The sequence below is a fragment of the Rahnella aquatilis CIP 78.65 = ATCC 33071 genome, from assembly GCF_000241955.1.
In the GTDB taxonomy this organism is placed as follows: Bacteria; Pseudomonadota; Gammaproteobacteria; order Enterobacterales; family Enterobacteriaceae; genus Rahnella; species Rahnella aquatilis.
The window spans coordinates 744,254-768,886 of record NC_016818.1; the positions used below are offsets into that span (position 1 = coordinate 744,254).

Here is a 24,633-nt window from a genome sequence, read left to right on the forward strand (position 1 = left end):
ATGGCGTCACCGGACGGCTCCTTACTTAAAGATGACAATGTTGTCTGGCATCCGCACGCGGTGACGCGTGCGGATCGCGAAAAGCAACATGGTCATCGCGGTGCGGTGCTATGGTTCACCGGGCTTTCGGGCTCGGGGAAATCCACCGTGGCCGGTGCACTGGAGCAGGCACTGCATGCTCAGGGCGTCAGCACGTATCTGCTGGATGGCGACAATGTCCGCCACGGACTGTGCCGTGATCTGGGATTCACCGACGATGACCGGCGTGAAAACATCCGTCGTGTGGGTGAAGTGGCAAAACTGATGGTGGATGCCGGGCAGGTTGTGCTGACGGCGTTCATTTCACCTCACCGCGCCGAGCGTGAAATGGTGCGTGATTTGCTGGGAGACGGTCAGTTTATTGAAGTGTTCGTCGATACGCCGCTGGCGATCTGCGAGGCGCGGGATCCGAAAGGTTTATATAAAAAAGCCCGTGCCGGTGAACTGAAAAACTTTACCGGTATTGATTCAGAATATCAGCCGCCGGAAACCCCGGATGTGCATCTTGATGGTGAACAATTGGTAACACAATTGGTGCCTCAATTATTAGAAGTGATGCGCCAGCGCGCTATTATCAATCCCTGAATGTTGCCGGCCAAACGCCACAGAGTGTGCCGGTTTACACTGAAATACAGGGATCATCTATGCAGGCGTTACTTAGCAGACTTGTCAGCCGGATCCGCGTGGATCGTACCGGGGAAATCAGCCCCCGGATCCGCGTGCCGATACCGGCAACAGACAGCGCAGATACTGAGGAACCGTCCTACTCCATTCAGGGTGGGTTTATCGGTTTTGTCTTCTACTGGCTGGCGTTTGCGATCCCTTTCCTGATCTACGGTTCCAATACTCTTTTTTTCCTGCTTTACACCTGGCCGTTTTTTCTGGCACTGATGCCCGTTTCCGTGCTGATAGGCATTGCATTCAGCATGTTCTTTGGCGGTGGCTGGTTCAAAAGCTCGGCGGTCAGCGGCATCTGTGTCGTTAGCATGTTCTGGGCAGTCTTCTCTTTCTTGTCTGGCTGGTGATTTTTTCTGGCGCTTTTCCCTGCAAATTCCCTTCACGATGTAACCCATTGTGTCATTCTCACCCATAATTGCGTGCGTAAGTCTGATTCTCACTGGCATTTACCCTGCCACAGTGGAGTCAGAGGGAAAGTTGTGGGATGATTGTCCGGCTTTTTTAGGGGGCGGGGATGGGCAAACTAACACTGCTATTACTGATTTTACTTGGCTGGCTACAGTATTCGCTGTGGCTGGGTAAGAATGGTATTCACGATTATGTACGTGTAAATGATGACGTTCAGGTGCAACAAGTTAATAACGGCAAACTGAAATCACGTAATGATCAACTTTTCGCAGAAATCGACGATTTAAACGGCGGTCAGGAAGCGATAGAAGAACGCGCACGCAACGAACTGGGCATGATTAAACCCGGCGAGACTTTCTATCGTCTGGTGCCTGACAATAAACGTGCGCCGGGCAGCACCGTTTCGCAAAACAACCTGAATCAATAGCCATGAGCCATACCGCAGTTTCCCTTCCAGAGGTCATTGCCGTTTTACCGGCTGCCGGCATTGGCAGCCGTATGCAGGCAGAATGCCCCAAGCAATACCTTTCTGTCGGCGGTAAAACGCTGATAGAACATTCAATTCGTGCTTTGCTGCAAAGCGGCAGAGTCACCCAGGTTATCGTGGCGTTAAGCCCGCACGACACTCAATTCGCACAACTTCCCATTGCCAGCGATCCGCGTATTCGCGTAGTGGCGGGCGGTGCTGAACGGGCTGAGTCGGTAATGGCCGGGCTGGACGTTGCCGGAGACAGCGGTTGGGTGCTGGTGCATGACGCCGCGCGCCCGTGCCTGCACCCTGACGATCTCAATAATCTGCTGGCGATTTCTGCCACCAGCAACGTCGGCGGGATCCTCGCCGCGCCGGTGCGTGACACCATGAAGCGTGGCGAACCCGGCTTAGCGGCCATTGCGCATACGGTCGAACGTCAGGATCTCTGGCATGCGCTGACGCCGCAGTTTTTTCCGCTCGAATTACTGAAAACCTGCCTGCGCCGTGCACTTGATGAAGGTGCGACGGTCACAGATGAAGCCTCAGCAATGGAATATTGCGGTTTTCATCCTATGCTGATCCCGGCACGGGCCGATAATATTAAAGTCACCCGACCAGAAGATCTGGCGTTGGCAGAATTCTATTTAACCCGCTTATCCCAGGAGGAGAACGCCTAATGCGTATCGGTCACGGTTTTGATGTACATAAGTTTGGCGGCGAAGGCCCGCTGGTGATCGGTGGGGTGCGTATCCCTTATCCGCAGGGTTTACTGGCGCATTCAGATGGCGATGTTGCCCTGCACGCGGCCACTGACGCGCTGCTCGGCGCGGCTGCGCTGGGTGATATCGGCAAGCTTTTCCCGGACACTGATCCGGCATTCAAAGGTGCTGACAGCCGCGAACTGCTGCGCGAGGCTTATCGCCGCATCCGTGCAAAAGGCTACAAGCTGGGCAATCTGGATATCACCATCATCGCGCAGGCACCGAAAATGGCACCGCACATCCCGCAGATGCGCGTGTTTCTGGCAGAAGATCTGCAATGCCATATGGATGACGTCAACGTGAAAGCCACGACCACCGAACAGCTGGGCTTTACCGGCCGTGGCGAAGGCATTGCCTGCGAAGCCGTTGCCCTGCTGATTAAGGAATGATGTTGTGGAAGATTACCGCATGATAGATATGTCCCGACTCACCTGGTTACTGGGCAAACCTGTCGCCACCGGCCAGCTGAAAGCCAATCCGGAAGACTTTATCGTCGAAGAGGATCTGGGTTTTGAGCCGGACGGCGAAGGTGAACATCTGTTGGTGCGGATCCGCAAAAATGGCTGTAACACGCAGTTTGTCGCGGAGCAACTGGCGCGGTTTGCCAAAGTGCATCCGCGCGATGTCAGTTATGCCGGTCTCAAAGACCGCCATGCAGTTACCGAACAATGGTTTTGCCTGCATCTGCCGGGCAAGACGGATCCCGATTTAAGCCAGTTTGATCTCGAAGGCTGCGAAGTTGTCCGCGCTTCACGCCATCGCAAAAAGATGCGAATCGGCACGCTGAAAGGCAACGCGTTTACGCTGGTGCTGCGTCAGTTAAGCGACATTGCTGATGTCGAGGCGCGTCTGGAAAAAATCGCCCGACAGGGCGTGCCGAACTATTTCGGTACCCAGCGTTTTGGCCGTGGTGGCAATAATCTGGTGCAGGCGAAACGCTGGGCGACCAACGAAGCCCGTCCGAAAGAACGCGCGAAGCGCAGCTTCTATCTTTCCGCCAGCCGCAGTGCGATGTTCAATATCGTCGCCAGCCAGCGGCTGGCAGAGGGGGCCGTGCGTCAGCCAATGCTCGGGGATGCCCTGCAACTCAGTGGTCGTGGCAGCTGGTTTGTCGCGAAAGGGGAAGAGTTCGAATCGCTGCTACCGCGCGTTGAAAGCGGTGAGTTGCTGGTAACGGCACCGTTACCGGGGGATGGCCCGCTGGGCACACTCGAAGACGCCGAAGCGTATGAACAAGCCTGTCTGCATGGTCAGGGCGATTTACTGTCGCTGCTTAAACGTGAGAGGGTTGAACCGGCACGTCGTGCCATCATGCTGCAACCGTTGCAGATGCAATGGCAGCGCTGGGATGATGTCACGCTGGAACTCAAATTCTGGTTACCGGCCGGCAGTTATGCCACCAGCGTGGTGCGTGAACTGATGAATCTGGATGAAAGTGATGCGGATATTACTGAGTAACGACGACGGCGTACTGGCTCCGGGCATACAGGCGCTGGCGTCAGCGCTGCGTGAGTTTGCTGACGTGAAGCTGGTAGCCCCTGATCGTAACCGCAGCGGCGCATCGAATGCGCTGACGCTGGATGGCCCGCTGCGTATTCAGTCTTACCCTAACGGTGATACCGCCGTAATTAACGGTACGCCGACCGATTGCGTGTATCTTGGCGTGAATACGCTGATGCGTCCGAAGCCGGATATTGTAGTCTCTGGCATCAATGCGGGACCGAACCTGGGCGACGACGTCATCTATTCCGGCACGGTCGCCGCCGCGATGGAAGGTCGGCATCTGGGCTTTCCTGCGCTGGCGGTCTCGCTGGACGGGTATCAGCATTACGACACGGCGGCAATCATCACCTGCCGGATCCTCAGGGCGCTGGCGCGTGAGCCGTTACGTACTGGGAAAATTTTGAATGTTAACGTCCCGGATCTGCCACTTTCGCGGATTTTAGGTATCAAGGTGACGCGTTGCGGTAGCCGTCATCCGGCCGAGCAGGTATTTTGTCAGCAGGACCCGCGTGGTCAGGACTTGTACTGGATTGGCCCGCCGGGGGATAAATTTGATGTCGCACCTGACACTGATTTTGCTGCTGTAGCGCAAGGTTATGTTTCAGTAACGCCACTTCAGGTGGATTTAACCGCCTATGCGGCTCAGGATGTCGTGGTCTCATGGTTGGAAAAGGCCGGGGTGAGCGCGAATGGTGAATAAACCGATGTACAACCTGCTGGAGCAACTACGCCAGCAGGGCATTCATGATGAAAAACTGTTGCATGCCATCGAAGCTGTGCCGCGCGAGCGTTTCGTGGATGAGGCATTTCAGCATAAAGCCTACGAAAACACTGCATTACCTATTGGCTCAGGCCAGACCATTTCTCAGCCTTATACCGTGGCGAGAATGACTGAATTACTGCGCCTTGAGCCTTCTTCCCGGGTGCTGGAAATTGGCACCGGTTCAGGCTATCAGACTGCCATTCTGGCCCATCTGGTTGAACACGTTTTCTCGGTTGAGCGCATCAAAGGGTTGCAGTGGCAGGCAAAAAGACGCCTCAAGCAGCTCGATTTGCATAATGTCTCCACCCGTCATGGTGACGGCTGGCAGGGCTGGCCTTCGCGCGGCCCGTTTGATGCCATTATTGTCACCGCTGCACCTCCAGAAATACCTCAAGATTTGCTGCAACAACTCGATGATGGCGGCGTATTAATTCTGCCCGTGGGTGAAGAAAATCAGACATTGCAGCGGGTCACACGGCGTGGTGATGAGTTTATCGCAGAGACGATCGAAGCTGTACGCTTTGTCCCGCTGGTGAAAGGCGAACTCGCCTGAAACCAGTGAACCGCCGGTAGCGTCAGGACTAAACCCTTAAAATTTAAATACAACTGTTATATGGTGCTGTACTGGCGATGTTGATAGCATCCACTACAGTTTTTTATGGCACAGCGGCATTTGGGCAAAGACCTGAATGAGCATGTTGCCTGCCCGCACCGTGTCCGATGACACGAAAAGCGCCAGCTGGCGCGGTGTGCGCGGTTAAAGAGATATTCTGAGATTGCCGTAACGGGGGAAATATGAGCACGGGAAGCCCAATAAAAACACTAAGCCGCATTGCAATGTGTACTTTTATCAGTGCCTGGATGGCGGGATGTACGAACAACTCAACGACATCCGCACCCATCAGCAGCGTCAATGGCGGCGGTGGCAGTGGCAACAGCAGTCAGAATACTCCGAATTCCGCTTCGCCAATGGCACCTGCTGTCGGGCCTGGCGGACACATTGTGTACAACCGCAGCTATAACTCAATCCCTAAGGGAAGTTATAGCGGCAGCACCTATCAGGTGAAGCGTGGCGACACGCTGTTCTATATTGCCTGGATCACCGGTAATGACTTCCGCGACCTGGCCGCGCGCAACAATATTCCCGCGCCATACAGCCTTGAAGTTGGCCAGACAATCCAGATAAATAACGTCTCTTCCGCAGCCAGTACCGGGGGTGCGATAGCGGTCACAGATGCCACAAATGGCGGGGTTCCGAAAGCGCCAACCGGGGGAATGCTCACAGGTTCTGTGGTTGCATCTCAACCAACTACCACGTATTCTGATTCTTCTGGTAAACAGAATGTAGGCAAGATGTTGCCTTCATCAGGTGCAGTTACCACCACAACACCTGTTGCTGTAGCCAGCACTCCCGTCGCCACCTCAGCAAATAATGGCGGTCCGGTTTCCTCCTGGAAATGGCCGACTGACGGGAAAATTATCGATAATTTCTCTGCTTCTGAAGGGGGAAATAAGGGGATCGATATCGCTGGTTCGCGTGGACAGTCTGTCGTAGCAACCGCCTCCGGGCGCGTGGTCTACGCCGGTAATGCTCTTCGCGGTTACGGTAATCTGATCATCATTAAACACAATGATGATTACCTGAGCGCCTATGCACATAACGATACAATGCTGGTCCGGGAACAACAAGAAGTGCAGGCGGGACAAAAAATAGCGACGATGGGTAGCACCGGAACCAGTTCAGTAAGATTGCATTTTGAAATTCGTTACAAGGGGAAATCCGTAAACCCGCTGCGTTATCTTCCGCAGCGATAAATCGGGGCAGAGCATCGATTCTGCCCTCGGGACCACGGGTAGGAGCAGCTTATGAGTCAGAATACGCTGAAAGTTAACGAGTTACATGATGATGTAGATTTCGATGAGAACAGCGCTGAAGCCTTTGACGAGAAAGCTATAGTCGAAGAGACTGCCGACAATGATGCTGAAGAAGAATTATTGTCGCAGACTGTAAGCCAACGAGTGCTGGACGCAACTCAACTGTACCTCGGTGAAATCGGTTATTCCCCTCTGCTTACCGCAGAAGAGGAAGTTTATTTCGCACGACGCGCGCTGCGGGGAGATGTGCCTTCCCGCCGGCGTATGATTGAAAGTAATCTGCGTTTGGTGGTTAAAATTGCCCGCCGCTACAGTAACCGCGGTCTGGCACTGCTGGATTTGATCGAGGAAGGTAACCTGGGTCTGATCCGTGCGGTTGAAAAATTCGACCCTGAGCGCGGTTTCCGTTTCTCTACCTATGCAACATGGTGGATCCGCCAGACGATTGAACGGGCGATCATGAATCAAACCCGTACTATCCGTTTGCCAATCCATATCGTTAAAGAACTGAACGTTTACCTGCGTACCGCACGTGAACTTGCACATAAGCTGGACCATGAACCGAGTGCTGAAGAGATTGCTGAGCAGCTCGACAAACCGGTACATGACGTCAGCCGTATGTTGCGCCTGAATGAACGCATTACCTCTGTGGATACGCCGTTGGGCGGTGATTCAGAGAAAGCGTTGTTAGATATTCTGGCGGATGAAAAAGACAACGGCCCGGAAGACACCACGCAAGACGACGATATGAAACAAAGTATCGTGAAGTGGTTATTCGAGTTGAATGCAAAACAGCGTGAAGTACTGGCGCGTCGTTTTGGCCTGTTAGGCTATGAAGCGGCAACGCTGGAAGATGTGGGCCGCGAAATTGGTCTGACACGCGAACGTGTCCGTCAGATTCAGGTAGAAGGTTTGCGTCGCTTGCGTGAAATCCTGCAGGGACAAGGACTGAGCATTGAAGCACTTTTCCGTGAATAAATAATTCACAGGCAATTGCCACAATATGCAGCATCCAATAAAAACGGTGGGTTAATCCCCACCGTTTTTTTATGCGTCCGGTTCAGTTCAGCGAACGTCTACACCATATCTTTCAGACGATAGATCCATTCCAGCGCCTGACGTGGCGACAACGAATCTGCATCCAGTGATTCCAGTGCTTCAACGGCGGGAGACACTTCTTCGGTCAGTAAAGCCAGTTGCGGACCGTCGACTTTGCTGGCGGCAGCGTTGTTCGACAAGGTTTCCAGCTCTTTCAGTTTCTGACGTGCGCGCTTAATCACATCACGCGGGACACCAGCCAGCGCGGCAACAGCCAGACCATAACTCTTGCTGGCGGCGCCATCCTGTACGCTGTGCATAAACGCAATAGTGTCGCCGTGTTCGATAGCATCCAGATGCACGTTGACGGTGCCTTCCATTTTTTCCGGCAGGGTGGTCAGTTCGAAATAATGGGTGGCAAACAACGTCATGGCCTTAATACGGCTGGCGAGATTTTCCGCACATGCCCACGCCAGCGACAGACCATCGTATGTTGACGTCCCCCGCCCGATTTCATCCATCAGCACCAGACTGTTCTCGGTGGCGTTATGCAGGATATTGGCGGTCTCGGTCATTTCCACCATGAAGGTAGAACGCCCTGAAGCCAGATCGTCCGCCGCACCGACGCGGGTGAAGATACGATCGACCGGGCCGATGACGGCGGCTTCTGCCGGTACATAGCTGCCGATATGCGCCATCAGGACGATCAGCGCCGCCTGACGCATATAGGTACTTTTACCGCCCATGTTCGGACCGGTGATGATCAGCATGCGTCGCGCCGGAGACATATTCAGCGGGTTGGAAATAAACGGTTCGCTCAGCACCTGCTCAACCACCGGATGGCGGCCACCGGTGATATTAATGCCCGGTTTTTCACTCATGGTCGGACAGGCGTAATTCAGTGTATACGCACGTTCCGCCAGATTGCTCAGCACATCCAGCTCGGCCAGTGCACTGGCGCTTTGCTGTAATGCAGAAAGGTGCGGCATCAGCAAATCGAACAACTCTTCGTATAACGCTTTTTCCAGAGACAAGGCTTTACCTTTTGAAGTCAGCACCTTGTCTTCGTACTCTTTCAGCTCAGGAATGATGTAGCGCTCAGCATTTTTGAGCGTCTGGCGACGGACATAGTGGATCGGCACCAGATGACTCTGACCACGGCTGACCTGAATGTAATAACCGTGAACGCCGTTAAAGCCGACTTTCAGCGTATCCAGCCCCAGCTTTTCACGTTCGCGGATTTCTAATCTGTCGAGATAATCCGTCGCGCCATCGGCCAGCGCGCGCCATTCGTCCAGCTCGGCATTGTAACCCGGCGCGATTACGCCACCGTCACGCACCAGCACCGGCGGGCTTTCGATCACAGCGCGTTCAAGCAGTTCCACCAGTTCAGTGAATTCGCCGGTTTGTTCGACCAGTGTTTTCACATGCGCGGCGTCGGTGCCCTGTAAAATTTCACGGATTTCCGGCAATTGCTGCATCGCATGGCGCATACGGGCCAGATCACGTGGGCGGGCGCTGCGCAGGGCCAGACGCGCCAGAATACGTTCGAGGTCGCCAACCTGACGCAACACCGGCTGCAGATCTGCGGTGATATCCTGCAATGCGCCGATGGCCTGCTGGCGATGCGTCAGCAGTTTGATGTCGCGGCTCGGCATGTGGATCCAGCGTTTGAGCATGCGGCTGCCCATCGGTGTGACCGCCTGGTCAAGCACTGCTGCCAGCGTGTTTTCTATGCCGCCCGCCAGATTTTGCGTCAGCTCCAGATTCCGGCGCGTGGCCGCATCCATAATGATGCCGTCCTGCTGACGCTCCATGGTGACACCACGGATATGCGGCAGGGCGGTGCGTTGCGTATCTTTAACGTATTGCAGCAGGCAACCCGCTGCACGCAGCGCCTGAGTGGCCTGCTCGACGCCGAAGCCGCTTAAATCGCGGGTACCAAATTGCAGGTTCAGCTGCTGTTTCGCGGTTTCCAGCTCAAATTCCCACATCGGACGGCGGCGCAGCCCACGGCGGGAGGCAATCAGCGGCATGGCTTCAAAGCTTTCCGGGTAGAGTAATTCTGCCGGATTGGTACGCTGTAATTCGGCTGCCATGGTTTCCAGATCATCAGGCTGTGCGACGCGGAAACGGCCGGAACTGATATCCAGCGTGGCGTAACCAAACCCGCGTCCGTCCTGCCAGATAGCCGCCAGCAGGTTATCATGACGCTCGCTCAGCAACGCTTCGTCACTGACGGTGCCCGGTGTGACGATGCGTACGACTTTGCGTTCAACCGGTCCTTTACTCAGTGCCGGGTCGCCAATTTGTTCAGCAATTGCGACAGACTCACCGAGTTGCACCAGTTTCGCCAGATAGCCTTCTACCGCATGATAAGGCACGCCCGCCATGGGGATCGGCTCACCGGCAGAAGCACCGCGTTTGGTCAGGGAGATATCCATCAGCTGCGATGCGCGTTTCGCATCGTCATAGAACAGTTCGTAAAAGTCACCCATACGATAGAACAGCAAAACTTCCGGGTTCTCAGCTTTCAGACGCAAATACTGTTGCATCATCGGGGTGTGGGCATCCAGGTTTACATTATTTGTCATAGAGTTAATCTTTTTTAATCCACTTCGACGCGATGGGGTTAAGGATTTTTTTCTGTTGCGTATCTTAGCCCAGCGGGCAAGAAGCTGTCACAACTAAAAATGGATAACATCGCGCAAATCTTGCATGTAATAGCCGGTATGACGTTACAGGATGGGAGTTAAAATAAAGAAAAAATAGTGTGTTGTTGTGGGAAAAAGAGAGAGGAGAGGGAGAACTTTTTTAGAAGGACCAGACAATAACACCATGTTACAAAATGATTCTAATGGTTTGTGGAAAATCATCTTATGAGGAATATTTTCACTGTTCATTTTTTTTAAAATTTCATCTTAACAAAAGAATATAAAATACAGAGTATTAGGATTTTTTTTATAAAACTTAATACATCATTTAGTGGTTTAACTAATTCATTTGAATGATTATACACCCCGAGGAATATCTTATATGGAATGATAGTTTATTGTTTCAGGTGTTATATGTATGTGTTTCTTAAGTTGTTATTTAAAAATCATTTAATTAGAAGGATCTAATCATGTCAGCAAAACGTAATGTATTGAAAGCGTCGGTAATTGCACTCACTTTGGTTTCTGCTTTTGCAAATGCTGCAGATGACGGCATCGTCAGTGATGATGGTGGCGTGACGCTGTTGGGTCATGTTTATACCGGTACTTGTGTTGTCACAACGAATGGCCAGGATTCTAAGGATACCGTTCGCCCTGAAGTGACTATGCCGAGCATTCTCATTGCTGACGTTAAAGACGCGGCAATTGGTGATTTGCTGGGTGATAACTTTAGTAAATTTAACGTTGAAGTCTCTGGTTGCGCTGATGATGTTGTTCCAAAAGCGATTGCCTTTAATCAGGGTGTGTTTGGTGTAGATTCTGCGGGTGTTGACAGTTATAAAAATGACTTCATCGGTCAGGGCTCTACTCCTGTTGCAACAGGTGTTAACGCGGCCATTGTACTGCCATCCGCGCCGACTGCGGCTGTCACTTTTGGTCAGGAATTACCATTAGTTAAAACCTCAGCTGGCGATACAGACTTCACAGGAAATGTAGAAGTTGGTGCTCAGTTTGTTAAAACCGCTGCCACTATTGGCTCAGGTGCTTTCACCTCTGTAGCTACGTTTGACATCGTTTACAACTGAGTTTGAATTGGTCATTGTCTTCATCAGGCAATGACCTCTTTTTAACGAGTTATTCAAATGAAACAAAATTTAATTAAATGCACTCTGGCTGTATTACTCGCTGCGGGATTTTGCCAATCTGCTAATGCAGATTTAGTTCTTTCAGGGACTCGCGTTATATTTCCGGCAGAGAAAAAAGATGTCACAGTACAACTGACGAATAAGGGAACTCATCCTTTATTAGCACAATCATGGATAGATGCCGGTGACCCATCTGCTCGCCCGGAGTCTGTAGATGTCCCTTTCTATTTGACACCACCCGTTTCGCGAATCGATCCGGAAAAAGGCCAGACGCTGCGTATTGTTTATAATCAGCCAAAACTACCCAAAGATCGTGAAAGTGTCTTTTGGTTAAACGTATTAGAAATTCCTGCAAAAGCCAAGAAAGGTGAAAGCAGTGAAGTGGATAATACTTTACAACTTGCATTCCGTACCCGCGTAAAAATATTTTATCGTCCGACGGGTTTAAAATCCCAGCCGAATCTTGCTGCGAAAGATGTTATCTGGAGCAAAGTCGGGACGAATAAGATTAAAGCTAATAACCCTACGCCATATTACATTTCTTACTCAGCAGTTAACTTAAGTTCTGGTGCTAAGAAAGTGGAGTTAGGTGATGCGATGTTAGCGCCTTTTAGCACGACAGAGTTACAATCCAAACAAAATATTAATGAAAATTCATGGGCAATAAATTACGCATTCATTAATGATTACGGTGGTTCGGAAAACGGCAATGCAGCGCTTAAATAAATCAGTTACTTTTATTCTAATGAAGTGATTTCCTATACGTAGGTTTTCAGGTGTTTTTACATGTCTAGAATGAAGCTTTCATTATTAACTCTTTCTGTATTTGTCGCATGCAATAGCGTTTATGCTGCAGATATTAGTGAACAACAACCCATTTTAACAACGGATGTACAAGATAATAAAAAAGGAGAAAGTGAGGGTGTTGAGTTCAATGAAGGTTTCTTAAGTGGTTATGGCATTGACATTTCAAAATTCAACGAAGGTAATCCGGTTATTCCCGGACATTATATTGTCCGTTTCATCACCAATGATGTTGATAAAGGTGATAAAGCTGTCGATTTTATTGATACCAATAAAGATGGTGTTGGTGACGCCTGTTTAACGCCAGTTCTGTTAAAGCAGGCAGGGATAAAAGATGCTGGCTGGGATAAAGATACCGATCAGGAAGAAACCGACGAAAAACGCTGCGTTGATCTGAAAAAATATATTCCTACTGCGCGCTGGAATTTAGACGTCAACACGCAAACCTTCAGGCTTGATGTCCCTCAGGTTAATACCTTTGTGTCTGAAGATGGCACGGTAGATCCTGAGCTTTGGCAGAATGGCATTAATGCTGTGCTGCTGGATTATAACTTTAATGCTTACTCAACTAAAAATGACGCCGAAACTTCACGTACGGTAAGCGGGAACTATAACGGTGGGATTAATCTTGGTGCCTGGCGTTTTCGTACCAATGCCTATTCTAACTGGAGTGAAGAGAGCGGCAGCACTTTCGATACCGGTGACTACTATCTCGAACGTGACATTGCCTTCTTACGTGGCCAGGTCCGGCTCGGTAATGCTTACAGCGATGGTCAGCTTTTCGACTCATTTAATGTTAATGGTTTCACTCTCAAAAGTGATGACCGTATGTTGCCTTTTTCGCAACAGGGTTTTTTCCCGGTGATCCGGGGTGTGGCGGAAAGCAACGCTAAAGTTAAAGTGAAGCAGAACGACTATGTTATCTATGAAACCACTGTACCACCCGGTGCATTTGAATTTTCGAATATCCGCTCGGGAAACGTTGGCACAGATATCCAGGTTGAAGTGACCGAAGCCGATGGCAGGGTTAAGACATTCGTTGTTCCTTATTCCACATCGAGTCAGATGTTACGCCCTGGCGTATTTCGTTATAACTTCACCGTCGGTGAATATGATGCCGGGAGCACATACAGTGATAAGCCTTTAGTTGCGCAGGGAACCTGGCAGCAAGGGTTAAGTAATACCATTACTGCCTATGGCGGTTTGCAAGGGACAGAAAGTTACTGGGCTGCTGTTGTCGGTGGCACGCTGAATACGTCAATTGGGGCATTTTCTTTTGATGTTACAAACTCTAATACGCAAATCCCCACAGATAAAACCTATAACGGGCAAAGCTATGAATTGAGTTATGACCAGTTTATTGATGCGACTAAAACGAATTTCCAGCTGGCTGCTTATCGCTATTCAACCAGCGGTTACTTTAGCTTAAGCGATGCAATGGATTATATCTATGATGACAATATAGATGATTTGTCTCAGTTAAGCCGTTCGCGCAATAAGTTCCAGCTCAATATCAGTCAGGCATTACCACAAGGTTATGGTTCTCTCTATCTGAACGGCAGTATTGAAGATTATTGGGATGCAGAAAAAGGGAAAAATACCCAATACCAAATGGGCTACAGCAATAACTGGAGCAAAGTCTCCTACAGTATTTCAGCGTCGAAATATTATGATGGAACAGAGGGCAGGTCTGACACCCAACTCTATGTCAATTTGTCGATTCCTCTTGACTGGTCTGACGGTAAAAGTACTACGCCACCTGTATTTGACAGCCTGAATGTGGGTTATGGCACCAACAATAAACATGAAACCAGCACCAATATAGGGGCGAATGGTTACCGGCCAGAAAATGAATTCAGTTACGGTGTTAACGCGTATTACAACACCACCCGGGATGGCGGGCAGGATATTTCTTCTGTAAGCGGTAACAGCTCCATCAATACCCGATTCTCACGTCTCGGTGGAACGGCTACCCGGAGTAATGATGGCAACCAGCAAGTGTCGATGTCGGTAAACGGTGGCCTGGTCGGGCATTCAGGGGGGATCACGTTTGCGCCTGATGTTTCGCTCAACGGGCCAATGGCACTTATTGAGGCAAAAGGGGCGAGCGGCAGCAAAGTACAGAATGGCAGCGCGAAGGTTGACGGTAACGGTTATGCGTTAGCCACTAACCTTTCCCCTTATATTGAAAATAAGGTCGCGCTGGATATCAGCAGCATGGAAGGCGATGCCGAGATGAAGGGCACCATGAGTAATGTTATCCCTCATGATGGTTCTATTGTGCGTGTGAAGTTTGATACGGATGAACGGCGCTTTGTGATGTTTGTTGCTAAACGCCAGAAAGATTTTATCCCACTTGGTGCAGATGTTTATAACGAAGCGGGAGAGCACATTGGCAATGCGGCGCAAGGTGGAAAGTTATTAACCCGTGGTGCCAGCGATAAAGGTGAGCTGACTGTACGCTGGGGTGAGGATGCCGCAAGCAGTTGCCGCGTTTCATATCAATTACCGCCCGAGCTTAAAGAAACCAAACCGGGCGAAACGGCCACTGTAGAAGGACTGCTATGTCAGTAATCAGCGCATCAATTTTAAAAAAGATGACTCATACTTTGGGCGGGCTGATGTTGATGTCAGCATTTCCTGGCCATGCAGCCTCATTGAATATGGAATTTAAGGCAAGGCTGGTGGCAGAGACGTGCACTTTTGCGGCCACGTCCAAAACCTTTGCCTTTGGTAACGTTTATCCGCAAGAAATATTGCAGGAAACCAAATTCGTGACCCAGGACATTGCCGTAAGCAGTTGTACCGGGTCGCCGCAAAATATGCAGTTTTATCTCACGCCCATCACGGGAACGAGTAACAGTGCAACGACGCGTAATTTACTGGTACCTCCCGGGAAAAGTTATGGCATAGAAACGACGCTGAGTATTCTTAATGGTTCTAATCAGCAGCAGGGAAATATTATTTATCTTCCCTTCGAACCCACGAGTGCCGTGAGTATTACCAATCAGTCAATGGTTGGGAAAAAGATCCGGCTGACAGCGGGTCTCGTTCCTGTTCCCGGGAAAACAAGCGGTGCAGACTTTGAAGTTGGCGCTTTTTCTGCCGTTGCCACTTTAAATATTGTTTATTTTTAGAGGGCAACCTATGACAAGAATAACACCATTGCTGATATTCACCCTGCTTACTGCAGTCTTATCATCGGCAAAATTAATGGCAGATGATGCGGGTAATCAACTCCAGATGACATTTGGTGGCAGAGTGAATATATCCACCTGCCGTGTCATTATTCCTGAGAAAATTGTGGTCATGCCAAGTGCGCTGATCGCGGATTTTTCGCCTCTGAAAACTGGTGATTTATTCGCAGAAAGGGAATTCAGTGTCAGCGTTGCTGACTGTAACGGTGGTGAAGGTAACATCAATCAGGTTGTTTTATATTTCGAACCCAAAACTGCCACTTATGATGACAAATTCCCGGCATTTAAAAATGATGCAGGCGATGCTGTTCAACCCAGAGCAACCGGAATTGGCGCTGTCATTACTGACGAGCGGGACGACAGAAATGTGACCGGGAACGATCAGAAGCCTGTCGCCATGACGTATGACACAGAAATAAACCCACTGGGTTCTGAATATAAATTTATTGCACGTTACATCAAAACATCCACCACAGTGACTTCCGGCTATTTTTCTTCAGATGTCATTATTACAGCAACGTACCAGTAGCAGGAATTTTGAAATCGAGAACGATATGAAAATAAAACATCATTTTTACTTTTTACCTCTTGTTATTGCGGGCGTTGTGCCTTTGTCAGTACAGGCGGCAAGTACTGGCCTGAACCTGACCGTAAATGCCACAATCCAGCCCGGCACCTGTTATTTTAATACCTCAGCCTTGACGTTTGATTTTGGTACGGTCTATCCGGCGAATATTGCCAGCTCAGATCCGACCTTGCGCCCGGCATCCGACGATAAAACTATTACCTCAGTGGCTCAAACTTCCGGAGATAATAGTACGCGCCATCTGGCATGTGACCCCAGCGCGGCAGTCATGAAATTTAATATTGATGCACAGGGGCACTCGGCATTAGGGGCAGATAATAAAGACATTATCACATTGTTTGCAGATCCCGGACAAACAGGCGCTGCCGCTGCAGGGTTTGGTATCACCGTTTATAAAGTTGATACAGTGAATTCTTCACAAAGTGAAACCCCGATTATGCTGGGTCAGGACACGGATATGGGCACGCCCGGTAATTTTATTTTGCGAGCCAGACTTGTGCCACTGAATGGCAATCTGGGAAAAGATATTACGGGTGGCTATATTCATGCGCAGGCTACATTAGATATCAGCTATCAGTAATAACAGGTATTGAACATGAAAATTAAATTACTCACTCTTTCTCTGGTCTTGTTTGTTCACGCAGCATGCGCCGGGGATGGTATTAAAACGATTGATTTAAACTTTACCGGAACGGTGATCCAACCTTCTTGTATGATCACATTTCAGAATGGCGGGTCAACTCAAAATGTTAATTTTGGTGCTGTCAATGTTTCTGATATCCGTTATTTTAAGAATAATGAGGTCGACAATATGTATACCTATTCCAAGACAATCGACTCCCCATTATTTGGCATAAAAATCAGGGGTTGCCTGCCAGGTAATATCAGTACAGACAGCAGTGGCAAGCAGTTTACCCTGTCTATTGCGGCAGGTGCAGGTTCTCAATGGATATCAAGTTCAGCTGATAATCAAAATTATATGGGCGGCGGGCTTTCGCCGACCTCCGGTGCGACTGATTACGCCGCGAAAGTACTGGTGCCCGCCACGTTCCCGGCACAAGTCTCACCCACGTCCTGGAAAACACTCACGGCCTCGGGGATAAACGGACGTAATTACCCTGATGAAGGCAATATGGGGGTGATCAGCGATATGCCGATTGCCTTCAGTGACCTGATTACGTCAGGGACGGGCAGTGATCAGAGCTGGGAATTACCGATGAAAGTTGCACTGGGGATGGCGGGTGCCGGTTCCGGTTCCGGAGAAAATGCCGGGGCATTTAGTGTGTCGGCGATCCTGACGGTGTCCTATTTTTAATGTTTTTAAGAATGCCAGCCAAAATTTGAGGCTGGCATCCATTAATTTAACCGCGAAAATTATAATTAACGCACGCACAATATTATCCGTGAGAACCCTATGAAATTCCTCTCTCTGCTGTTGTTTCTTTTTATTGTTGATATACCGCTCTGCCATGCGTATTTAATAACAACTACTGGCGCGACATCAGATACAAAATGTGAATTTGTTAACGTAGTTAAGGCTCAACAGGTGAGCATAAGGAATATACGGATTGATGCCAGCCAGATTGTCAATTTGGCCAGCGGGCAATACTATGAGCTCCCACAAACGTTATCCATGCATCCCGGTAACGAGACCATTGCCTTTGTTGTAAATTGTGATGAATGGGGAAAAAGACTGGAAAAGACTAAACAGACAACGAAAATAAGCAGTTCAAATACTTACGCCACGATTAAAGAAAGTTCCATCATTGGAGCTTCACAAATTCCGGGCGAACTTAATGGTGATGTCAGTCTTTTTACAACAAATATTCCTGGCCTGTTCTATTATTATGAATTTTCGTCCGGATTCTCATATCGCCTTCCCTCTGCTGTAGAAGGAACTGACACACTTTCTATTAAAGAGGATTTAAGATCTGATGTATTTGCTGTACTTGTTGTAAATAATGAATTTAGAGGGGTGCCAGAAGGGGCAAGTATCTCTTCAACAGCAGGCCAGACATCTTTTGATTGGTATGATGCGAATGTGACGGGGGGGGCTGTTCTCACTAACAGGGTAACTTTAAATACAATACCCCCTGGGGAGATAAAAATAATAGCATCTTGCAATTACTCTTTGTCCAACAACGGTATTGTAGATTTTGGTGATCAAAATCTCTCAAAAGTAACCAATAACCGCACGACGACAGTTAAGAAACCCTTAACCCTGTATATGAGAAATTGCTACGGCGTGAATAAAGTGAAAACTTATATTACCAATGCTACGACGACGCTTGAAAATGGTTTGTTACTGGGAAATACCCAAACAAGCAATGCCGCTACGAATGTTGCCATCGGCATTAATGTAGCAGCCAGTTCCGCCAAAAATAGTGAAAATAATGGCAGCCCGATGTATATGGATGGCAGTAATCCGCTGGAGTGGGAATTGGGTAATGACCATAGTCTTGATGCTATCAGTAAGGAAATCCCGCTGGATGTCTTTTTATTAAAATCAGGTGGTGAACCCACAAGCGGTGATTTTAAAGCCACCGCTACTATTATGATGGATTTTATCTGATCTGTTTTGTGCCGGGCACCCTTACTGTCACAGGTGACTGACACTTAAAAATGCTTAATATTACAGTTTATATTTTGAGTGATAAATTTAATTCCCGAAGCGGAATTTTTTAAATTCATATTGAGTTTGTTTATATTGTTGGTTTTGTTTTTATCTATCACTCCACATAACAATTGCATAAAATGAATTAAGTGTGAAGATGAATGATTTATTCCTCTGCTAGGGTAGTGACTGTTCCCGGATGACATTATTTATTCGGGAGTTTCCATACTATATATCCCTCTTTGCGGAGAAGTATTATGCAATTGCAATTCAAATTAAACATGATCAACGATGCCTGGTATCCTACTCTCGATTTGAATGAGATGAAATCAACGTCTGGTGGCACAGTTGATATTAAAGAAAAGTTAGTGATCGTTTTTTCCGCACCCGGAAAAATAACTGTCGGTGATATTAATGTTGAAACTAACCCGTGGAAGCCACTCGGCACGAAAGTGGAGTCAACAGATGTGGGCGGAGGTGTGTTTGACATCAAAGTGACCATCGAGCCGACAGACGGGCAGCCTGTTGGCGACGCCATTCAGAAAATCCATATGGGGCTGAATGTCTCTTCTGCGGACTCGCCAGCCTGGTCTGATTTTCGCGAAACCTTTGCGCTGGCCGCAGACGAAGAGCCGGGTATGACCGGTGAATTGTCGGTCAGTTGCCCGCCGCTTCCTGCCGGATTGACAAATGCCGCGCTGGAATTGCGTCTGGCGCGCGGTGATAAGACACTGCGAGTTTTGCCTGGGTTTGGTCACGTGTCTACCTTCGCCGTTAATGCAGGGAATTACACGGTCTTTGCGACAGATTTAAGCACGGATGATGGCACGGTCCGCGTTCCCGTGAATATCGGTCAGGCAGAAATCACCATTGATAAAGGCCGCACCACGTCGCTTGCCATCACCTTCGGCGCAGTGGATCGCAGCACGACCATTGATGTTGCCCTGAATTTCTCTGGTCTTGCCGGTTTGCGTGATGAAGAACTGACGCTGATTTGCAGCGAGAATGGTACGGATAAACTGAGCCTGCCGGTGCGTTCCGGCCAGCAACATCGTCTGGAGCATTTGCCTGTTTCCGGCCGGTTTGAAATCCGCCTCGCCGATGTGCGTCTGAACAACATTCATTATCTGTTCGATGATTATGACGGTCAGTTCGACGGTCAGTATCACAGCATCAATTACACGCAGGCACAGGTCAGCCAGCGTGGCGATTCACAGTCAAATGCGGCGAAGCTGACGGTCAATGTGAAGGCAGAAACTGCGGTCAGTAAATCCCTTACCCTGCGTCTGACGGACAACGCCGTTCCGCCGCGTCAGTACCGGTTTGATGCGATTGCCGCGCAAAATGGCAGCATTGAGCAACCGGTTCTGGTGGCGCCCGGTTCTTATACCGTGGTTTCCGGCACCTTTATTCATAATGGCGTTGTGCATTACGTGGATGTCAGTCCTCAGCCGTTACTGATCAGCGCGAATGCGCCGGCACAGCTGAATGTCGCGATTGTGAAAGGCGCGAATCTGCATGTGAAAGGTTTCCCTGAGTTCCTCACCTTTGGTGCCTGCGCCAATATGGTGCCGACTAACGTGGACGATTTTGCCGCGGCGCGCGTCTCTTCAATTTTCAAATATTCCGGTGATGACGGCATGGGCGATGCGGGCGATTATCTGTCACCGTCTAAAGAACCCACACTGCAGATTATTAAAATGGCGCGGGACGTCTCCGCCAAACTGAATGAAACTGTGCTGCCGGTGATGGTGTCTTATACCTGTAACTTATCACTGGGTGATGTGCCGAATATTATTGCCGATCCGGTTCGCCATAAATTCAGCTTCGCCAACTTTATTCAGTCACTGCAAATGGCGCAATCCCAGCAGGATGCCGAACATCCGGTGCCAGCCGGGTATATTGTGAATCCGGATTATCTCGGCGAATGCCAGAAATACGGTTTCCTGCCAACTTATGAAATTCCGGTGCGTCAGCCTCTGAGCGAAGCACTGGCCCATCATAATGTGAATGTGCAGGTTCCTGCGGGTATTACCAATACCCTGAAAGGGTATATCCGTGCGGTAAACTGGCTGACACGCGTGGTTGCGCCGGATGTGGTGCTCGGCTGGCAGGTCAATCTGTGGGGCGTGGCCGGTTCACAGTGGATCTATAAAGATTTCTCCTATGATGATGTGTTCGATGCCGCTGACGGGCAGCATAAAAAAATGACGGTTGATCCGTTCACCGCGGGCAGACTGACGGCGCAATATGCGTTGCTGGTCGGCGTGTTTGATGACATCGAGTATATCCGTGCAGACGGTGCGCCGGATGTGGCGAAAGGCGCTGATTTTATGGCGGCTGACCGTTACGAGGCGGATGATTTCACTATCCGTTCGTATGCCAATGGCTATTGTTATTCGCCATACGAATGGGAGCGCACCTTTGATTTCTGCGCCTCATTAAGTCGCCATCTGCGTCAACCGGTTCTGCCATGGCAGGTTCCGGCCAGCCATCTGCCGACTTCTGCTGATGAGGTTAACGCTGATTTCAACACCCAGAACTGGGGCAGCGGCGGCAGCTATCTGATGGGGCATTCTGAAATTGGAACCTCGGTAGATGCGATCCATGAACGCCTTCTGGCACTGAAATTCGATGCCGCTTATGCATCAATGATGGGCCACGACACCCGCGAACTGTTCTCACGTCATTCATGGGATCTGTCCACGCCGAAGTATCTGGATTTCCCGTCACGCGGTATTTTCCATGTCCATCTTGGCGGCGGAGCGACGACCGGGGTGATCAGCGGGGTGGGTGATGCCAGCAGCTGGATGCGCAACAAACTGAAAGCTTATCGCGATAATCCGGTGAAATTTGAGGAAAGCACTACGCTTAAATCAGGCAGCCAGTGGCGTTCTAAGTCGCCAGTGACGAAGTAATCTGACCGCGTTTTTACTACAGGCGGGTCCGGTACAGCGGGCCCGCCTCACGGGATCATGGTTCCTTGTAAAGACGGTGATTTTCAGTTTTTTCGGTTCTGATAATGCTCTACCATATCCGCACCTCTTTTCTTGCATGGTTACGGATATCCGATGCGCCACCTGGCAGTCATTCTTCCCCTGGTTCTTATACTTTCTGCATGTAGCAGTCACAAGCCCGCGCCACAGCCTGAAGGCCCGCGAAATCCTTTTTCCGATGGAAGAAATGCCAGCGTGAATACGGTTCCCGCCGGCGGTTTTCTGCTGCAACCTGAGCATACCGGTGCGGTTCAGACCGGTGATTTCGCCTACGATCCGGCCATGAATCAGTTCGTCGACAAAATGGTGCGCGAGCACGGATTTGACCGTCAGCAACTGCATGATGTGTTGTCGCAGACCAAACGTCTGGCCTTTGTCTTAAGGCTGATGGATCAGCAGGCACCTTCCGGCCCGCCATCGACCGTACCGAACGGGGCGTGGAATCGTTACCGCAGTAAATTCATTACGCCGGATAACGTGCAGAATGGCGTAGTATTCTGGAATCAGTATCAGGATGCGTTACAGCGTGCGGAGCAGGTTTACGGCGTGCCACCTGAAATCATTGTCGGGATTATCGGTGTGGAAACCCGCTGGGGACGCGTAATGGGTAAAACCCGCATTATTGATGCGCTGGCGACCTTATCCTTTGCCTATCCGCGCCGGGCTGAATACTTCTCCGGTGAGCTGGAAACCTTCCTGTTGATGTCCCGTCGTGAAGGCGACGATCCGCTGAGCCTGCGCGGCTCCTTCGCGGGCGCGATGGGCTACGGCCAGTTTATGCCGTCCTCCTATAAAGATTATGCTGTCGACTTTAACGGCGACGGCCATGCCAACCTGTGGGATCCGATTGATGCCATCGGCAGTGTCGCCAACTATTTCAAAGCACACGGCTGGGCGAAAGGCGCGCCAATTGCGGTACCGGCAGCGGGGCAGGCACCTCTGCTTGAAAATGGCTTCAAAACCCAGTATCCGCTGTATACATTGAAAGCCGCCGGGCTGAGCCCGTTGGGTTCGCTGGGTAATTATCAGGAAGCCAGCCTGCTGCGTCTTGATATGGGTACCCATTATCAGTACTGGTACGGGCTGCCGAACTTCTACACCATCACCCGCTATAACCACAGCGTGCATTATGCGATGGCCGTGTGGCAGTTGGGCGAGGCAGTCAAAGCCGCACGCTAATCCCGGTTGCGTTGATTTCTGAAGGGCCGCAAACTGCGGCCCTCTTTTTTCTTTTCATTCCAATTCTGAATACATCGCGCAAAACGCTTCGACAGGACTCACAGACCTGAAGAGAAATGCTAACATCGGATCAGTTTCAGATGGCCCGCCAGGAGGGGATATGGACGAAAAACGTTTACATGAACTGAGTGTGGAAATCGGGGCGGCGCTGAAAGCGCAGGGGCGTTGGATAACCTGTGCGGAATCCTGTACCGGCGGCCTGATTGCCAAATCAATCACCGATATTGCTGGCAGCTCTGCCTGGTTTGATCGCGGATTCGTCACTTACAGCAATGCGGCCAAACATGAATTGCTGGGTGTTTCAGAAAGCACGCTCGAACAATATGGTGCGGTAAGCGAACAGGTGGTGCATGAAATGGCACTGGGCGTTCTGCATGCTGCGGGCGCTGATGTTGCGGTTTCGGTCAGCGGTATTGCTGGCCCTGACGGCGGTTCTGAAGAAAAACCTGTCGGCACTGTCTGGTTTGGTTTTGCCGGAAAAGACGGGCGTGTTCTCACGGCTAAACAACAATTTTCCGGCGATCGCGAAGCGGTGCGTTTGCAAGCTGCTGTTTTTTCGCTACAAACTGCATGGGATGAGTTTCTTAAAAATTAGGCTTGATACTGTATGAGCATACAGTATAATTACTGCCAATTACCTGTACATAAATTATATTCAGTGATGCAGGCGGGATGTTCCCCTGTATCAGACGAGGAGTAAAAATGGCTATTGATGAGAACAAGCAAAAAGCGTTAGCTGCAGCACTGGGCCAGATTGAAAAGCAATTCGGTAAAGGCTCCATCATGCGTCTGGGTGAAGATCGCTCCATGGACGTCGAAACGATCTCTACCGGCTCTTTGTCTCTGGATATCGCGTTAGGCGCTGGCGGCTTGCCAATGGGCCGTATCGTTGAAATTTATGGCCCGGAATCTTCCGGTAAAACCACGCTGACGTTGCAGGTTATCGCGGCTGCACAACGTGAAGGCAAGACCTGTGCGTTCATCGATGCAGAACACGCCCTGGACCCTATCTACGCTAAAAAACTGGGCGTGGATATTGATAACCTGTTGTGTTCTCAGCCCGATACCGGTGAGCAGGCTCTGGAAATCTGTGATGCGCTGACCCGCTCAGGCGCTGTTGACGTTATCATTGTGGACTCCGTGGCAGCACTGACACCGAAAGCAGAAATCGAAGGCGAAATCGGTGACTCTCACATGGGCCTTGCGGCGCGTATGATGAGCCAGGCGATGCGTAAACTTGCCGGTAACCTGAAAAACGCCAACACCTTGCTGATCTTCATCAACCAGATCCGTATGAAAATTGGTGTGATGTTCGGTAACCCGGAAACCACTACCGGCGGTAACGCCCTGAAATTCTATGCCTCTGTACGTCTGGATATTCGTCGTATCGGTGCTATCAAAGAAGGTGATGTGGTTGTCGGGAGTGAAACGCGTGTGAAAGTGGTGAAGAACAAAATCGCGGCACCATTTAAACAAGCTGAATTCCAGATCCTGTACGGCGAAGGTATCAACATCAACGGCGAACTGATCGACCTGGGCGTGAAGCACAAACTGATCGAGAAAGCCGGCGCATGGTACAGCTACAACGGCGAAAAGATTGGGCAGGGTAAAGCGAACTCTTGCAACTACCTCAAAGAAAACCCGAAAGTTGCTGCTGAGCTGGACAAAAAACTGCGTGATATGCTGCTGAGCGGTACCGGCGAACTGAGCGTTGCGACTACCGCTGACGACGCTGACGACAACATGGAAACCAGCGAAGAGTTTTAATTTCGCGGTTGTCTGACAAAGACATTTGAAGGGCAGGGGGGCGTTGTCCGCTACTTTCAAAAGTCACTAAAATGCCAGTCTGGTTACCAGACTG

At 50.1% G+C, this 24,633-nt stretch carries 23 protein-coding genes; 22 read left to right on the forward strand and 1 reads right to left on the reverse strand.

Going from position 1 to position 24,633, the window contains the following annotated elements:
* The 10 genes from cysC to rpoS all read left to right on the forward strand — a co-directional run bounded on the left by cysC (position 1) and on the right by rpoS (position 7,477).
* Positions 1–624, forward strand: a complete 624-nt coding sequence (gene cysC / locus RAHAQ2_RS03345) for an adenylyl-sulfate kinase (RefSeq protein ID WP_015695900.1) — start codon at positions 1–3, stop codon at positions 622–624.
* A gap of 59 nt (positions 625–683) precedes the next feature.
* Positions 684–1,064: a DUF3561 family protein gene (locus tag RAHAQ2_RS03350; RefSeq protein ID WP_015695901.1), complete on the forward strand. Its 381-nt coding sequence runs from the start codon at positions 684–686 to the stop codon at positions 1,062–1,064.
* 167 nt (positions 1,065–1,231) lie between these two features.
* On the forward strand, positions 1,232–1,552 hold the full coding sequence (gene ftsB / locus RAHAQ2_RS03355; RefSeq protein ID WP_013574012.1) for a cell division protein FtsB: 321 nt from the start codon (positions 1,232–1,234) through the stop codon (positions 1,550–1,552).
* Positions 1,553–1,554: 2 nt separating this feature from the next.
* On the forward strand, positions 1,555–2,274 hold the full coding sequence (gene ispD, locus RAHAQ2_RS03360) for a 2-C-methyl-D-erythritol 4-phosphate cytidylyltransferase (protein ID WP_015695902.1): 720 nt from the start codon (positions 1,555–1,557) through the stop codon (positions 2,272–2,274).
* On the forward strand, positions 2,274–2,747 hold the full coding sequence (gene ispF / locus RAHAQ2_RS03365; protein ID WP_015695903.1) for a 2-C-methyl-D-erythritol 2,4-cyclodiphosphate synthase: 474 nt from the start codon (positions 2,274–2,276) through the stop codon (positions 2,745–2,747). The genes ispD and ispF overlap by 1 nt, the downstream gene beginning before the upstream one ends.
* A gap of 22 nt (positions 2,748–2,769) precedes the next feature.
* Positions 2,770–3,816 carry a tRNA pseudouridine(13) synthase TruD gene (gene truD / locus RAHAQ2_RS03370; protein ID WP_037040573.1) on the forward strand — a complete coding sequence of 349 codons (1,047 nt, stop codon included), beginning with the start codon at positions 2,770–2,772 and terminating at the stop codon, positions 3,814–3,816.
* Positions 3,797–4,561: a 5'/3'-nucleotidase SurE gene (surE, locus tag RAHAQ2_RS03375; protein ID WP_015695905.1), complete on the forward strand. Its 765-nt coding sequence runs from the start codon at positions 3,797–3,799 to the stop codon at positions 4,559–4,561. The genes truD and surE overlap by 20 nt, the downstream gene beginning before the upstream one ends.
* Complete coding sequence (locus RAHAQ2_RS03380; protein WP_015695906.1) at positions 4,551–5,177, forward strand: protein-L-isoaspartate(D-aspartate) O-methyltransferase; 627 nt, start codon at positions 4,551–4,553, stop codon at positions 5,175–5,177. The genes surE and RAHAQ2_RS03380 overlap by 11 nt, the downstream gene beginning before the upstream one ends.
* Positions 5,178–5,419: 242 nt before the next feature.
* On the forward strand, positions 5,420–6,439 hold the full coding sequence (nlpD, locus tag RAHAQ2_RS03385) for a murein hydrolase activator NlpD (RefSeq protein WP_015695907.1): 1,020 nt from the start codon (positions 5,420–5,422) through the stop codon (positions 6,437–6,439).
* Positions 6,440–6,490: 51 nt separating this feature from the next.
* Positions 6,491–7,477 (forward strand): RNA polymerase sigma factor RpoS, encoded by a 987-nt coding sequence (gene rpoS / locus RAHAQ2_RS03390; protein WP_013574019.1) that lies wholly within the window; start codon positions 6,491–6,493, stop codon positions 7,475–7,477.
* A 98-nt stretch (positions 7,478–7,575) separates the two neighbouring features.
* On the opposite strand, the gene mutS is transcribed toward rpoS, so the two are convergent.
* Positions 7,576–10,131, reverse strand: coding sequence for a DNA mismatch repair protein MutS (gene mutS, locus RAHAQ2_RS03395; protein WP_015695908.1), 2,556 nt, complete (start codon positions 10,129–10,131; stop codon positions 7,576–7,578).
* Between the two features lie 530 nt (positions 10,132–10,661).
* Here mutS and RAHAQ2_RS03400 point away from each other — a divergent pair.
* From RAHAQ2_RS03400 to recA, 12 genes are all read left to right on the forward strand, one after another.
* Positions 10,662–11,276 carry a fimbrial protein gene (locus tag RAHAQ2_RS03400; RefSeq protein ID WP_015695909.1) on the forward strand — a complete coding sequence of 205 codons (615 nt, stop codon included), beginning with the start codon at positions 10,662–10,664 and terminating at the stop codon, positions 11,274–11,276.
* Positions 11,277–11,333: 57 nt separating this feature from the next.
* On the forward strand, positions 11,334–12,062 hold the full coding sequence (locus RAHAQ2_RS03405; RefSeq protein ID WP_015695910.1) for a fimbrial chaperone: 729 nt from the start codon (positions 11,334–11,336) through the stop codon (positions 12,060–12,062).
* Between the two features lie 60 nt (positions 12,063–12,122).
* Positions 12,123–14,714: a fimbria/pilus outer membrane usher protein gene (locus RAHAQ2_RS03410; protein ID WP_015695911.1), complete on the forward strand. Its 2,592-nt coding sequence runs from the start codon at positions 12,123–12,125 to the stop codon at positions 14,712–14,714.
* The gene (locus tag RAHAQ2_RS03415) at positions 14,705–15,277 is read left to right on the forward strand and encodes a fimbrial protein (RefSeq protein ID WP_015695912.1); all 573 of its coding nucleotides are present in this window, start codon (positions 14,705–14,707) and stop codon (positions 15,275–15,277) included. Before RAHAQ2_RS03410 ends, RAHAQ2_RS03415 begins: the two co-directional genes overlap by 10 nt.
* A gap of 10 nt (positions 15,278–15,287) precedes the next feature.
* A complete protein-coding gene (locus RAHAQ2_RS03420) occupies positions 15,288–15,866 on the forward strand; it encodes a fimbrial protein (protein WP_015695913.1) in 579 nt (192 codons plus the stop codon).
* Positions 15,838–16,503, forward strand: coding sequence for a fimbrial protein (locus RAHAQ2_RS03425; protein ID WP_148267111.1), 666 nt, complete (start codon positions 15,838–15,840; stop codon positions 16,501–16,503). The genes RAHAQ2_RS03420 and RAHAQ2_RS03425 overlap by 29 nt, the downstream gene beginning before the upstream one ends.
* A 15-nt stretch (positions 16,504–16,518) precedes the next feature.
* Positions 16,519–17,238 carry a fimbrial protein gene (locus tag RAHAQ2_RS03430; protein ID WP_015695915.1) on the forward strand — a complete coding sequence of 240 codons (720 nt, stop codon included), beginning with the start codon at positions 16,519–16,521 and terminating at the stop codon, positions 17,236–17,238.
* 99 nt (positions 17,239–17,337) lie between these two features.
* Positions 17,338–18,495 carry a fimbrial protein gene (locus RAHAQ2_RS03435; RefSeq protein ID WP_015695916.1) on the forward strand — a complete coding sequence of 386 codons (1,158 nt, stop codon included), beginning with the start codon at positions 17,338–17,340 and terminating at the stop codon, positions 18,493–18,495.
* A 299-nt stretch (positions 18,496–18,794) separates the two neighbouring features.
* Positions 18,795–21,455 (forward strand): hypothetical protein, encoded by a 2,661-nt coding sequence (locus RAHAQ2_RS03440; RefSeq protein ID WP_015695917.1) that lies wholly within the window; start codon positions 18,795–18,797, stop codon positions 21,453–21,455.
* Between the two features lie 153 nt (positions 21,456–21,608).
* Positions 21,609–22,712, forward strand: coding sequence for a lytic murein transglycosylase B (mltB, locus tag RAHAQ2_RS03445; protein ID WP_015695918.1), 1,104 nt, complete (start codon positions 21,609–21,611; stop codon positions 22,710–22,712).
* 160 nt (positions 22,713–22,872) lie between these two features.
* Positions 22,873–23,367 carry a nicotinamide-nucleotide amidase gene (gene pncC, locus RAHAQ2_RS03450; protein ID WP_015695919.1) on the forward strand — a complete coding sequence of 165 codons (495 nt, stop codon included), beginning with the start codon at positions 22,873–22,875 and terminating at the stop codon, positions 23,365–23,367.
* A gap of 107 nt (positions 23,368–23,474) precedes the next feature.
* Complete coding sequence (gene recA, locus RAHAQ2_RS03455) at positions 23,475–24,539, forward strand: recombinase RecA (protein ID WP_015695920.1); 1,065 nt, start codon at positions 23,475–23,477, stop codon at positions 24,537–24,539.
* The last annotated feature ends 94 nt before the right edge of the window (positions 24,540–24,633 follow it).

Excerpts from the sequence above, each read along its gene's own strand:
- ispF (WP_015695903.1), top strand. The coding sequence starts at position 2,274 with ATGCGTATCGGTCACGGTTTTGATGTACATAAGTTTGGCGGCGAAGGC.
- nlpD (WP_015695907.1), top strand. The coding sequence starts at position 5,420 with ATGAGCACGGGAAGCCCAATAAAAACACTAAGCCGCATTGCAATGTGT.
- RAHAQ2_RS03400 (WP_015695909.1), top strand. The coding sequence starts at position 10,662 with ATGTCAGCAAAACGTAATGTATTGAAAGCGTCGGTAATTGCACTCACT.
- mutS (WP_015695908.1), bottom strand. The coding sequence starts at position 10,131 with ATGACAAATAATGTAAACCTGGATGCCCACACCCCGATGATGCAACAG.
- RAHAQ2_RS03380 (WP_015695906.1), top strand. The coding sequence starts at position 4,551 with ATGGTGAATAAACCGATGTACAACCTGCTGGAGCAACTACGCCAGCAG.
- RAHAQ2_RS03435 (WP_015695916.1), top strand. The coding sequence starts at position 17,338 with ATGAAATTCCTCTCTCTGCTGTTGTTTCTTTTTATTGTTGATATACCG.
- RAHAQ2_RS03420 (WP_015695913.1), top strand. The coding sequence starts at position 15,288 with ATGACAAGAATAACACCATTGCTGATATTCACCCTGCTTACTGCAGTC.
- RAHAQ2_RS03430 (WP_015695915.1), top strand. The coding sequence starts at position 16,519 with ATGAAAATTAAATTACTCACTCTTTCTCTGGTCTTGTTTGTTCACGCA.
- pncC (WP_015695919.1), top strand. The coding sequence starts at position 22,873 with ATGGACGAAAAACGTTTACATGAACTGAGTGTGGAAATCGGGGCGGCG.
- rpoS (WP_013574019.1), top strand. The coding sequence starts at position 6,491 with ATGAGTCAGAATACGCTGAAAGTTAACGAGTTACATGATGATGTAGAT.
- RAHAQ2_RS03440 (WP_015695917.1), top strand. The coding sequence starts at position 18,795 with ATGCAATTGCAATTCAAATTAAACATGATCAACGATGCCTGGTATCCT.
- cysC (WP_015695900.1), top strand. The coding sequence starts at position 1 with ATGGCGTCACCGGACGGCTCCTTACTTAAAGATGACAATGTTGTCTGG.
- RAHAQ2_RS03410 (WP_015695911.1), top strand. The coding sequence starts at position 12,123 with ATGTCTAGAATGAAGCTTTCATTATTAACTCTTTCTGTATTTGTCGCA.
- mltB (WP_015695918.1), top strand. The coding sequence starts at position 21,609 with ATGCGCCACCTGGCAGTCATTCTTCCCCTGGTTCTTATACTTTCTGCA.
- ftsB (WP_013574012.1), top strand. The coding sequence starts at position 1,232 with ATGGGCAAACTAACACTGCTATTACTGATTTTACTTGGCTGGCTACAG.
- ispD (WP_015695902.1), top strand. The coding sequence starts at position 1,555 with ATGAGCCATACCGCAGTTTCCCTTCCAGAGGTCATTGCCGTTTTACCG.
- RAHAQ2_RS03425 (WP_148267111.1), top strand. The coding sequence starts at position 15,838 with ATGTCATTATTACAGCAACGTACCAGTAGCAGGAATTTTGAAATCGAG.
- surE (WP_015695905.1), top strand. The coding sequence starts at position 3,797 with ATGCGGATATTACTGAGTAACGACGACGGCGTACTGGCTCCGGGCATA.
- recA (WP_015695920.1), top strand. The coding sequence starts at position 23,475 with ATGGCTATTGATGAGAACAAGCAAAAAGCGTTAGCTGCAGCACTGGGC.
- RAHAQ2_RS03405 (WP_015695910.1), top strand. The coding sequence starts at position 11,334 with ATGAAACAAAATTTAATTAAATGCACTCTGGCTGTATTACTCGCTGCG.
- RAHAQ2_RS03350 (WP_015695901.1), top strand. The coding sequence starts at position 684 with ATGCAGGCGTTACTTAGCAGACTTGTCAGCCGGATCCGCGTGGATCGT.
- RAHAQ2_RS03415 (WP_015695912.1), top strand. The coding sequence starts at position 14,705 with ATGTCAGTAATCAGCGCATCAATTTTAAAAAAGATGACTCATACTTTG.